This is a genomic window from Salinibacter pepae (genome assembly GCF_947077775.1).
Lineage (GTDB): Bacteria > Bacteroidota > Rhodothermia > Rhodothermales > Salinibacteraceae > Salinibacter > Salinibacter pepae.
In genome coordinates this window covers 2043866-2055624 of sequence record NZ_CAMTTE010000001.1, presented here as the reverse complement: position 1 = coordinate 2055624, position 11759 = coordinate 2043866, and the positions used below count along the sequence as shown (strand labels likewise).

General features: G+C 67.5%; 7 protein-coding genes. 3 read left to right on the top strand and 4 right to left on the bottom strand.

Translation table 11 applies throughout. From position 1 onward, the window contains the following. The first annotated feature begins 214 nt into the window (after positions 1-214). Positions 215-1072 (top strand): hypothetical protein, encoded by an 858-nt coding sequence (locus tag OJA40_RS08660; RefSeq protein ID WP_263810340.1) that lies wholly within the window; start codon positions 215-217, stop codon positions 1070-1072. Between the two features lie 355 nt (positions 1073-1427). On the opposite strand, the gene OJA40_RS08655 is transcribed toward OJA40_RS08660, so the two are convergent. Both OJA40_RS08655 and OJA40_RS08650 read right to left on the bottom strand, forming a co-directional pair. Further along, on the bottom strand, positions 1428-2078 hold the full coding sequence (locus tag OJA40_RS08655; protein WP_208426219.1) for a hypothetical protein: 651 nt from the start codon (positions 2076-2078) through the stop codon (positions 1428-1430). Between the two features lie 871 nt (positions 2079-2949). Continuing rightward, entirely contained in the window at positions 2950-3513 is a 564-nt protein-coding gene (locus OJA40_RS08650) for a hypothetical protein (RefSeq protein WP_263810339.1), read from the bottom strand. Between the two features lie 228 nt (positions 3514-3741). On the opposite strand from OJA40_RS08650, the gene OJA40_RS08645 reads away from it, so the two are divergent. Beyond that, the gene (locus tag OJA40_RS08645; protein ID WP_263810338.1) at positions 3742-5085 is read left to right on the top strand and encodes an acyl-CoA dehydrogenase family protein; all 1344 of its coding nucleotides are present in this window, start codon (positions 3742-3744) and stop codon (positions 5083-5085) included. Between the two features lie 899 nt (positions 5086-5984). Here the strand turns inward: OJA40_RS08645 and OJA40_RS08640 are convergent. Next, complete coding sequence (locus tag OJA40_RS08640; protein WP_263810337.1) at positions 5985-8624, bottom strand: Ig-like domain-containing protein; 2640 nt, start codon at positions 8622-8624, stop codon at positions 5985-5987. Between the two features lie 1014 nt (positions 8625-9638). Here OJA40_RS08640 and OJA40_RS08635 point away from each other — a divergent pair. Beyond that, on the top strand, positions 9639-11246 hold the full coding sequence (locus tag OJA40_RS08635; protein ID WP_263810336.1) for a hydantoinase B/oxoprolinase family protein: 1608 nt from the start codon (positions 9639-9641) through the stop codon (positions 11244-11246). 42 nt (positions 11247-11288) lie between these two features. Here OJA40_RS08635 and OJA40_RS08630 read toward each other — a convergent pair whose 3' ends face one another. Next, a complete protein-coding gene (locus OJA40_RS08630; RefSeq protein ID WP_263809382.1) occupies positions 11289-11666 on the bottom strand; it encodes an ArsR/SmtB family transcription factor in 378 nt (125 codons plus the stop codon). Positions 11667-11759 lie beyond the last annotated feature (93 nt).

Below are 11759 nucleotides of genomic sequence, written 5' to 3'. Positions count from 1 at the left end.
AGTCCCCACCAGGTCCTGGCCTGCTGTGTCCCACCGAGAAGGCCGCCTCTCCGGTCTACTCCGTGCGTCCGCGAACAGATGGCCTCTCCTGGGGCCGGCCCAGTCTGAACGAGCCCCTTTTCGCGGATCATCTGGGGGCCGGATTGTGTCCCTGGAATGCTTCTTGGGCCCGCAAATCCTTGGGGCCCCGTCTAGAGCCATGAACGCGACCGGCATGCCTGTGGACATTGAACGCCGAGAGGCTGTGCTTTCGAGGCTTCCGCAGAAGGCGGTCAGGGCCCTGGAAGACGGAGACACGTGGGAGAAGGAGCGGCCCGAGGAGGGCTCCCGGATCGCAAACATCTCAGTGCCGCTGCGCCACGAGGCGTCGGGCACCTGGGAGCGCCGGTCCATCGAAAGTCGGGTCACGGTGACGAACGGGGCGCTCGTCGAGCGCTTCTACACGGTGGATGAGCACGGGGCACAGGCCTTGAGGCGCGCCCCAAAGTGGGGAAGCGACCGCCACAGAAGCGTCCGCGAGCGGTTTTCCCCCGAGAAAAGACGGAAGCGATGGGCACGGTACTGGGAATGGGTTGCCGAAACCGGCCGCGATCCGGTCGGGGAGTTTTCCGTTCCCGAGACGGCCTGCTGCGGCTGGCGGCTCTTGTGTCAGGAGAAGCCGGAAGATGTCTTCGTTCACTACGCCCGCCGCCGCCCGACACGGGGACGTTCTTCGGAGAATGCGGGTCCGTCGGGGGGCGCCGGTTCGCTGGGCAGGAGCACCGATTACGTTCCTCGCGACAAGATGCCGCGCGGGCTTCGGGTCCATTGTCGTCTGAAGGAGGGCCGCATCCATCCCGAGGTGGTGCAGAGCCGGGCTGATCTGGCACGCCGCTTCCGGAGACGGGACACCGGCCGCATTGCGGGCCGGCAGATCCTGGACTCCGAGCTGAGACGGGTGCCGGACGACGCTCCCGGTGCGCTACACGCACTTCCGAGGGTGTTTTTCGTAGACGTGGCGATCGAGGAGCCAATCTCGCCGTCGCGTCAGCGGGACATTCTCCGAGCGAGAGCCAGAGAGAAGCTCGGGTAGGGGCGCTGTGCCAGCGGCCGTGTCGCCCCCCTACCGGCCGAGGCGTTTCGATGTCGGCCGGAGACACAGAAATGGCCCGACTCAGAGTGTGGGCGGGGGAGGAAACTCCGAGACGGGCCAAAACCTGTTGGGTTGCGAAGCAAAAACCGGAGCGGTTTTTGGATGCACCCTGATGTTTTCTGGAATATGTCCACTTCTAGTATAACAAAATTCCCCCTGGGGGGATCAACAAAGGGAGCATGAAATCTGGAGGTCTGATGGGGTCGGTCGCCGGGTCCGACTCGTGCCTTGGATGAAACGGCCCTCGGGGCCCGCCCCAACGCGTTGAGGGTCTGGCCGATGGACGGCCATTTTCCTATCCGCGAGCGGACGTCCGGCACTCCACTTCGAAGTGAGACGCCAAGAGACGTTTCATCTCCTCGTCTGCATCCCACCATCCCTGTCGATAGGCGTTGCGCGCCGGTGGGTCGTCGAGGTACGGATTGGACCGATTCCCCTCCAGCCGGGCATTCCAGCCCTCCTGATAGATCGCGCCCAACCGCCGTCCCGGTAGTTCACGTCTGGACGGCCGCTCACTGGACGGCCATTTCTCAAGCAGCCTGCCAAACCCGCTGAAGAGCCTGCCGAGAAGGGCAACCCCGCCGCGGAATGCGGTCTTGATGAGCGCCACAGCCCCTGCGACCGTTCCAATGCCCGGCCACCCCGCCGTCGCTGACACGCCGCGCTCTTCTGTCGTGCCTTCCTCGGTCTCCGCGGACGTGCTCATCCGCTCCACCGTGCTCATGTCCTGTTCCACATCGGGCAGGTCCCCTCCACAGATTGCGTAGCCACGGGATCGTTCGATGCGGAAAAAGAGGGGATCCCCCTTGTCGCTGTACACGAGATCGTCCTCGGTGACGTGCTCGGCGAACCGCCCCGCCCGGAGCCCTGCCATTAGCCGGCGGAGCGTGACGCCGAGTTGGTCGGCCATGTCGGCCAACTCAATATCCACTTCCTGCCTTAGCATCGGTCTGTTCTGTCAGTTGTGGCGTTGCCCGGCGCAACCCGTCGCACACAGATTCAGAACGGTCCTCCCCCGCTGCCGGTCCCGGTTCCGGACGCCCAGCGGGCCGGTCACTGTCCTCCCCAAACACGACGCCTCGTCCCGGTGCATGGTTGCCCGACGGCTTGCGCTTACACGCGGCACTTGGAGCCTTCCGTCTTTTCTGCGTTCCCGTTGCCGACGGGGGTTCGTGGTACACGTGGATGGTGCGCCTGTCCCCCCCCGCCGTCGCCCCAAATCGGAGCGGCAGTACGAACACCGGCGGTGCCTGCGGGCCCCCGGCGGACCGGCGCCCCACGGCCAGGCGCGTCAAACAGCCCCTCCGGCTTGCGTCCTTTCGACTGCACGCCCTGCCGCCCCTGGAAGGGCCCTGCACGTGGCCGTGGGGATTGATAGATCGTTAACCTATGAACGGTACGCACGATACGCCACCGCCCCCCAGAGCCGGGGCACAGGGCATCAATGGAATGTTACATTTTTCCCACCTTGGCCCGGAGTATTCTTCCACGACGGGGGCAGGGCGCACGGTCGTCAGCGGGCCTGGATGGCCGAGGGCTTCTGGGACTGGACGGACATCGCCCGTCTCGTGGTGACGCCGGGGCCAACGGCATGCCGCCCAACCGATGGGCAGAGACGAGGCATCGCCTTCCACCTGCTCCTCGCCCCGGGCGCTTTCGGGAAGTTCTGGCCCGCCACGCTGCTCAGTCGCCCGCCCGGCGCGACTCCCACAGCGGCGTCAGTCCTGTTCCCTCCGGGCCGTCCATTCCCGCCGCACAACCGTCAGGGTTGCGCTCCCGCGACAAACCGTTTTGCCAACGGGGACGGGACGCACCGTCTACCCCCCGGCCGTCCCCCCAACCTGGAGCGTCCGTCCCTGCCCCGGCATGAACGAGGGGACGTCTGCGGACGTGAGCGGGGCCGGGGACGGATTGGGCACCTGATCTCGGACGAGCTGGCTGCTCGCGTAGGTTGTGCCGGTGAGGGTCTCCGCCTCAACGAAGACCGCAAGCTGCCCCGTGTCCAACCCACCCGGCCCGACTGCGTAGTGCGCCCGCGTCCCGAGCAGGGCGTAGGGGCTCTGGTAGATCGTGTTGGCGTGGTCGGTGGGCGTCCGCTGAGGCATCCAGGTCCGGCATGACCGAAGGCCCGACCGGGTGATCGTACGTGAGCTGCGCGTGGAGGCGAGGGCCTCGTCGATCGCGTGGCGGGCCAGGATGCCGCTGATGCTCGCCGTCGCTGCCCGCCGCGTGCCGAACTGGACCCGCTGCCGTGCAAATGCCCGGACGGTGGAGGCCTGCATTTCGTTGGCCGCGAAGCGGCGTCCCTTCCACCCCCGTTCGTTGGCAACGTAGCCGCGGTCTATGTCCCCCAGGGTCGCGCTCACACCGAGGACCGACATGCCCTCCCCCCGAGCACGGCCCCTGCACGCCGGCATTCCCGCAAAGCCCCGCGCCGAGGCCGGGAAATGGACACGCCCCCCGGCATAGCTAAACGTTTCTGTATCGTATGGGGGACATCGGTGGCGAGTGTGCAGGCTGGATTGTTTTCTTTTAATCAAGGAGTTGCGCCCACCGTTGCACACGGGGCGCTTCGCACCACTGCTGCCTCTCACCCGCTCTCTCTCCCTATGCCCAACGACCTTGCCACCGCCGACATTGACCGTGACGCGCTCGCACGCCTGTCCGAAAAGGCGAACGTCGACCAGCTCCTCGGCGCGCTGAGCGACCTCGACGAAGACGAGTTGGATCGCCTGGCCGACGGGGCTCGCCCCCAGAAGCCCCAGCGTCCATCCCCCACGCCCCCGGTGAACGCGGACGTGTACGAGGTCTTCGAGGGCCTGACCGACGCACAAGAGGCGACGCGGGAGACGGTCCGGTCGTTCATGCAGGCGGAGGTCGAGCCGGTCGCCAACGACATGTGGGAGGCCGGGACCTTCCCGAAGGACCTGATTCCCAAGGCCCGCACGCTCTTCGACGAGGTCGTTGGCCGGGACGCCTACACGTTTCCGTCCGACGATCCGATCCGGACCAACCTCATCAGCTTTGAGATGTCGCGGGTCGAGCCGTCGTTCTGCACGTTCTGGGGCGTGCACACGCTCCTGTCGATGGGCTCGGTGGCGCTCTTCGGCTCCGAGGCGCAGAAGGAGCGATTCCTCGAGCCGATGGCGGCGTTCGACATGATCGGCTCCTGGGCGCTCACTGAGCCGGACCACGGCTCCGACGTGTCCCAGGGCCTGGCCACCACGGCCCGCCGCGAGGGGGACACGTGGGTGCTCGACGGCGCGAAGAAGTGGGCCGGCAACGCCACGTTTGCCGACGTAACGGTCGTGTGGGCACGCGACGAGGCGGACGGATGCATCAAGGGGTTCCTCGTCGAGCAGGAGCGGCCCGGCTACCACGTCGAGCAGATCGGCGGCAAGATTGCCAAGCGGGGCGTGGAGAATGGACTCATCGAGCTGGACGGCGTCGAGCTTCCGGAGGCCAACCGGCTGCCCGGGGTGTCACACTTCGGGGACGTGAGCGCGCAGCTCGCGACCTGCCGCGCCAGCGTAGCCTGGGAGGCTGCGGGGCTCGCCACCGGCGCCTACGAGAAGGCCCTGGCCTACTGCAACGAGCGCACGCAGTTCGGCAAGCCGACCTCCTCATTCCAAATGGTGCAGGACAAGCTCGTGACGATGCTCGGCAAGGTGACGGCGCTGCAGACGTTCGTCATGCAGCTCGGCCGACTGGAGGCCGGCGCGGGCGCAATCGGCAACGAGCGGTCCAGCCTGGCCAAGGTCTGGGCCTGCGACACGATGCGCGAGGTCGTCTCTATCGCCCGGGGCATCATGGGGGGCAACGGCATCCTGCTGGACCACGACGTGGCCCGCCTCTTCGCCGACGCGGAGGGGGTGTACTCCTACGAGGGCTCCCGCGAGATGAACGCACTGATTGTGGGCCGCGCCATCACGGGCCAGAGCGCGTTTGTGTGAGGGCGCCCTCGGACACGGGGCCCGGGGCAGGGGCACGCCCGTCCGTAAAGGGCGGACGGGCCGAGGAGATCCCCGGTTTTGAGCCCCAGTCGGGCCCAAAGCGCCCCCAGTACCAATCCCCTACTAAAGAACCTGCTTCGCCTGCTCTAGCAGATGGCGCGGCGACGTGCCAGCATGACGCGACGCAGAGAGTTCGAGCGAGTAGAGCCGACGGGACTGTTCCCTATCGAGGTCTTCCGACGCGTCGCTGTGGAGCGTTCGGACCTTCCGCTCGCACCCTGTCCAGGATAGAGGGCGACGGCTAGACTCAAACTGAGCAGGCGAAGAAGAGCCACTGCCAGACATAATGACCACCGTTTCTTGATTGGTTGTGCCTTCCGCTTCGCCCCTGTTATCGGCGGCGGGGAGGGCGCCCCTAAGCCGATGGGCAACCTATGAGATTCGGGGGGCAAGTTGGCGGTGCGTATCCCCACCCAGTCTGTTCGTCTACGCCTTGGTAGTCGGACCGGGACACAGATTGCACCTGTCGGCAGTGACGGCGCCCCGGCACCGGGGGCACCTTGTCGGGGACGGGGCCCGACGGTCCAAATCATCGGTAGGCCCGGCGCGTGAACCAGACCGGAGCACACGCGCCCGGGGAATGGCCAACGTCCTACCCGACCTAAAGAAGACCTGTTCACTATATATTAGTCTTTTGGTAACAAGGATTGTCTTCCATACCGGAACGAAACGGTCCTCTTTGAAAGTTACTTGTCACGCTTGCAGTGGTAGCTGTGAGCCCCCCGTCGGCCGTCCCTTCCACCAGACCAGGCCGGCGGGGCTTTTCTTTGCCGGCCCTCAGCTTCGGATGGCGTGGGATTTTTCCGGTACGCTTTCCCGCCCGGCAGCCCCCCCTTCTTCTACCGGACGACCTCCAGGCGCCGCGTCTTCGAAAAGCCTTCGGCGGACATGCGGTAGAAGTACGTGCCACTGGCAAGCGACCCAACATCCAGGCGAACGTCGTGTCGGCCCGGCGCCCTCTGCCCGTCCGCGAGCGTTGCGACCCTCCTGCCCAGCACATCGAACACGTCGATCGTTACGTGTGTCTGCTCGGGAACGCTGAACGCGATCGTGGCCGGCCCGCTGGCGGGATTCGGCGCGCTGTTCCGCAGAGAAAACTGGTCGGGGGCGGGTTGGAGGCCCACCTGCAGCTGCCCGTCTCCGTCCTGCAGGGTCACCGACGGGGCCTCCGCGGTCAAGGTCGTGACGCCTGCGTCGGGGCCACGGTCTTTCCGGACGCGGACGGCGCCGGCCCGCGAGCCGCCCTGCAGGCGGAGTGTCAGGGGGTACGCCACGCCCTGCAGCTTCACGTCGTGGACGGAGGGGGGCCCGGCGCCGGACGCCACGGGGGCCAGGGCCCCGCCGTTGGCAAACCGGACGTCGAATGTGCCCCCGGGAGGAGTTGGGGGCAGCATGTGCCTCTGTTGCCTCGACGGGGGCCGGTCGCGCCGGAGCCAAAGCGTCGCCTCGCGCCCCTCGTCGTCGGTCACGTGGAGGGAGGCCGTCTTCTCGTCCTCGCCCGCGTTCTGGAGACGCGTCCCGGCCGTGAGGCTGCTGCCCTCCCCGCTCCCCCCTAGCGTCAGCGTTCCCGACGCGCTGGCGTTGACCCAGTACCCCTCGCCCGGCGCGAGCGTGGAGACCGGCGTGTAGCCGTCCGACGAATCGAAGCCGTAGACGGACGAGGCAACGATGCCCTGCGGATCGGACGCGATCGCTCCGGTGTCGGTGGAGTCGCCGAACGGCCCGACGAGGTTCCACCCCGCGGCGACGCTGACGGCCTGCGCGTCCGCCGTCACGCCGGTCACCTGCGCCGTTCCGGACGGGCAGTTTGCCCAATACCCCTGTCCGACAGTGAGCGTGTCCCCACCCGAGAGGGACTGATTGCCGGAATCCGGGTCGTACCCGAATCCGCTCGTGCACGACGGCAGGACCGCGCCGAGGGTCGGGTCCTCCAGCTGGTAGGGCAGCGACACCAAATTCCACCCGCTGTCTAAGTTCAAGGCCTGCGTTCCGTTTACCGCGAGCGTAACGGTGGCCTGGTCGGTCCCTCCATTTCCGTCACCGGCGGTGTAGGTGAAGCTGTCAGTGCCGGTGAATCCAGGCGCCGGGACGTACTCGAAGGACCCGTCATTGCTTAAGGTGAGCGTTCCGTTGCTCGGGGCCGCCCCCACTGTGGGAGTCAGCGGGTCGCCGTCCGGGTCATCATCATTGCCGAGAACCCCGGGCGCACCGACGGTCAGCGTGCTGTCCTCGTACGTAGCAAAACTTTCATCCGCCGCGACGGGCGCACCGTTGAGGCCCTCGATGGTGAGGGACACACCGGCCTGGTGGGTCCCCCCGTTCCCGTCACTGGCCGTGTAGGTGAAGCTGTCCGAGGCGGTCTCCCCGTCGCTCAGGTTGTCGAATGCGCCGTTTGGGGCGTAGCTGTAGGCCCCGTTCGTCTCGATCGTCAGGAGCGCGCCGGACGCCAAGGAGATCTGTTGGCCGACGTCCGACGGGCTTCCGTTGATCGCCGACACCGAAAGCGGGTCCCCGTTGGGGTCGCTGTCGTTTTCGAGCACCCCTGGCGCAGCAATGGAAATTGGCGTGCCCTGCTGCGTTGTGTCGGCGTCGGCGGCGGCCGTTGGAGGGTCGTTCGCTGCGAGTACGGACACCGAGAAGACGTTGCCCGTCGGGCCCTCGCCCTGGCTGTCACTCAGGTCGAACGTAAAGGCGTCGTCCGGCGGCGTGTCCCCGGGCGGAATGTCGGCCGTGTGGTCGTAGGTGACGGCCCCGTCGATCAGGTCCTGCTGCGTAAACTCCGTGGCCGCCGTCCCGCCGACCCGAAGGGTTCCCTCCGTCGGCCCGCTCGTGACGGCGAAGGTGATGTTCGAGGGGTCGTGGTCCGGGTCCGAGGCACTGAGCAAATCGGTTGAAATGGGCACCTGTCCGCCCTCGTCCAGCGTCGTGCCTGCATTCGTGTCGAGCGTCGGCGCGCTGTTGTAGTTGATCGTGAGGAGGGCATCCGAAGCTCCCGTGCCAACTGTCACGGAGCCAGTCCCCTCCATGTCAACGGGTCCATCCCCAACCTCGATCGTGCCGGTGACATCCTCTGGAAGGTCCCATTCGATCGTGACCGCGGTGGCCGCGTCTTCGGCCTGAAACTGGAGTTTATGCTGCCGGGTGCCATTGGAGCTCGAGCTCCCCTGCCGGATGTCGACGGGAAGACCTTGCCCAAACGAGGCCTCCACGACGTCGTCGACCCAGCGGGCGTTGAACGCTCCTGACGGGGGCACTGGCGGCAGTTCCGATTCTCCAAACGCCGGGTCCACTCCTTCAGTCGCGCCTGGGTCAATCCCAAGGGGGAGCGTCTCGGATCCCCCGGCGTCGGTGCTCACGGTGATCGTGCCTTCGATTTCTGGGGTCTCCTGACCGTATCCTGACCACGACGCACACAGGAACATGCCCACCAGAAGCACGGCGGCGGTTCGGAGGCGGCGCAGCACTGGGGAGCAACGCATCAGAGTCGAATCGGCTGTCGGTGGGGTACTGAAGCGAGAGCACCGTCTGCCTCGCACGTGGCCTCCATGGGCGTTGCCTTAGGGCCCTGCAGACGGGCGTGCACAATTTGCACGGGGCTCGGCCGGAGGCAAAGGAGGACGAGAGCCCTACTGCATGTCCCAGCTGCCTTTTGCCTCACGCCGCCGAGCGTACATGCCAGGTTCCCAACAACTGTGCCAGGGTTCGTATCTGCCCCCGAAATGCACGCTCCCTTCCGCACGCTGAGCCGCTCAGGGCATGCTCTGATGCCCAACACTCCGCTCTTATCAATAGTTAAGCCCCACGTCTCCTCGCCCTGGGGCCCAAGCGGCCCCTGTTCAGGGAGTCCAGCGGGGTTGCCGGAAGCGGATCCCCCCTGCACCTCCCGACAGCCCCGAAAGGGTAAGGGGGCGGGTTCGCCGAGCAGAGACACGGCGGCCCACCGAGGCCAAGCACTCTCAACAGGCGTTATCCTGTCCCGCGTCGCGTTGACGCTCATCGGCTTACAGCAATTTGCGACTGGCGCTCCTCCCTGCCCCGCGGCTCGATGATCGACGAGCCCTCCTCCCGACGCCGAAGCCAAGAAGAGTCGGAGCATGGCCGGATCGTGTGCACAATGGGCGCCCTCACGCATCCGACACCGCCTCGCCAACACCTCCTGAACGCCAGCCGTGCGGCGGAACTTGAGTCGGAGACTCTAGCCCATGAGGAGTGGGGGAGTCGTAGGGACCGAGATGCAGATCCGATGAGTTTTCAGCACCGAGCTGCCCCATTCGCCTGACGCCCGGGGCTGACGGTGCTGGAACGATCCTCAGGAATATTTCTCCAGCCCTTTGGCAGGGGCGCGTCATGCACGTGACGTAGGGGGCTCTTCAAAAATCCGTGTCTGGGCGCCAAGAAGTCCCCTCCGGAACGCAATGGAACGAGCAGAAGCAGACTACGTCCCTGCGCTCCAGCCCCGCCGCGGCGCTTTTCACGCGTACAGGTCCATTCGCATGCCCGACGCCGACCCGATCCTGCTGGAGCTCTACCGCCACCGCTTTGCGGGGGTGGCCGACGAGATGGGCGTGACACTCCGGCGCACGAGCCACTCGCCCAACATCAAGGAGCGGCTCGACTTCTCCTGCGCGGTGTTCGACGGGGGCGGCGCCCTCGTGGCGCAGGCCGCCCACATCCCCGTCCACCTCGGCGCCATGCCCGCGAGCGTCGACGCGGCGCGGGCCGCCGTGGACACCTGGGCCGAAGGCGACGTGGTGATCCTGAACGACCCGTACGCGGGCGGCACGCACCTGCCGGACGTAACCATGGTCTCGCCCGTGTTCGTCGGAACCGCAGACGCGCCCTCGTTCTTCGTGGCGAGCCGGGCCCACCACGCCGACGTCGGCGGCATGACGCCCGGCTCGCTCCCCCTCGCCACCGAGCTGGTCCAGGAGGGCACCATCATTCCGCCCGTCAAGCTGGTCGACGGCGGCACGCGCAACGACGCGCTGCTCCACATGCTCCTCCGCAACGTGCGCACCCCCGAGGAGCGGCGGGGCGACCTTTCGGCGCAGCGGGCGGCCCACACGGTCGGCGCCAAGCGCCTGCAGGCCCTGGCCGAGACGCACGGGGCAAACGAGGTCACGACCTACGCCCGCCACCTACAGGCCTACAGCGAGCGCCGGACGCGGGCGGCGCTGTCCGACTGGCCCGCGGGCACCTACGCCTTTGCCGACGACTTGGAGGTGGGCGACGCGGCCCCCGCCACAATCCGCGTGGCCGCGACGGTGCAGGGCGACGCGATCACGTTCGACTTCGACGGCACCGGCGACGCAGTGGACGGCAACCTGAACGCCGTGCTCCCCATCACGAAATCGGCCTGCTACTACGTGGTGCAGGGCCTCACCCAGGGTGACATTCCGGGAAATGCAGGGAGCCTCGCGCCCGTCTCCGTGACCGCCCCGCAGGGGTGTCTCGTGAATGCCGAGGCGCCGCACGCGGTGGCGGGCGGCAACGTGGAGACCTCCCAGCGCATCGTCGACACGGTGCTCGGGGCGCTCGCGCAGGCGCTGCCCGACCGCGTGCCGGCCGCCGGGCAGGGCACGATGAACAACCTCACCCTCGGCGGCACGCGCCCTGAGCGACACGAGGGCGTCGCCGCCGGGCTGCGGCCCGGCGGATCCGCCTTCGCCTACTACGAGACCATCGGCGGCGGGATGGGCGCCCATGCCGACGGGGACGGCCTCAGCGGGGTGCACGTGCACATGACGAACACGCTCAACACGCCCGTCGAGGCGCTGGAGCAGACGTATCCGTTTCGGATCGTCGCCTACCGGCTGCGCCCCGGCAGCGGCGGGGCGGGGCGGTTTCGGGGCGGCGACGGGCTCGTGCGCGTCTACGAGCTGCTCGTGCCGACGACCGCGACGATGCTCAGCACGCGGCGGAACCGGGGGCCGTGGGGCCGCAACGGGGGCACGCCCGGGGCGCCGGGGCGCACGGTGCTCATCCATCCCAATGGGCGCGAGGAGGAACTGCCGGCCCACTTTTCGCGGACGCTCCCGGCCGGAAGCCGGCTCCGCGTCGAGACGCCGGGGGGCGGCGGATTCGGTCTCCCGGAAGAATAATTTCTCGTTCGCGCCCGACCGCAGCCCCATCCCGATTGGACGTCACGGAGATTCCGGCTCGGCCCCGTGCGACAGGGCGTTCTCCAGCATCTCGCGGACGTGGTCGTCGGCGAGGCGGTAGTAGACGTGCCGCCCCTCGCGTCGATGCGACACGAGCCGGGCGTCGCGCAGCACGCGCAGCTGGTGGCTGATGGCCGACTGGCTCATGTCGAGCGCCTCCACGATGTCGTGCACGCAGACCTCGCGGTCGCGGAGCAGGCACAGGATGCGCAGCCGCGTCTGGTCGGCAAAGCCTTTGAGGAGGCGGACGGTCGCGTCGGTGACCGCGGCCGTGGGCAGCGACGCCGAAAGCGCTGCCTCCGTTCCACAGGTCCCGTCGTGCGCGTCGGCGGGGGCGTCGGAGGTGGGATTGCCGGACATGGGCGTGGGTCTATGGCGGGGAAAACGGCCGAGCAAAAACTGGATGTCCCTTCGCAGACGGTGCCTCATAGGACGAGGGGTCCAGTCCAGTTC

Excerpts from the sequence above, each read along its gene's own strand:
- OJA40_RS08655 (WP_208426219.1), bottom strand. The coding sequence starts at position 2,078 with ATGCTAAGGCAGGAAGTGGATATTGAGTTGGCCGACATGGCCGACCAA.
- OJA40_RS08635 (WP_263810336.1), top strand. The coding sequence starts at position 9,639 with ATGCCCGACGCCGACCCGATCCTGCTGGAGCTCTACCGCCACCGCTTT.
- OJA40_RS08630 (WP_263809382.1), bottom strand. The coding sequence starts at position 11,666 with ATGTCCGGCAATCCCACCTCCGACGCCCCCGCCGACGCGCACGACGGG.
- OJA40_RS08645 (WP_263810338.1), top strand. The coding sequence starts at position 3,742 with ATGCCCAACGACCTTGCCACCGCCGACATTGACCGTGACGCGCTCGCA.
- OJA40_RS08660 (WP_263810340.1), top strand. The coding sequence starts at position 215 with ATGCCTGTGGACATTGAACGCCGAGAGGCTGTGCTTTCGAGGCTTCCG.
- OJA40_RS08650 (WP_263810339.1), bottom strand. The coding sequence starts at position 3,513 with ATGTCGGTCCTCGGTGTGAGCGCGACCCTGGGGGACATAGACCGCGGC.
- OJA40_RS08640 (WP_263810337.1), bottom strand. The coding sequence starts at position 8,624 with ATGCGTTGCTCCCCAGTGCTGCGCCGCCTCCGAACCGCCGCCGTGCTT.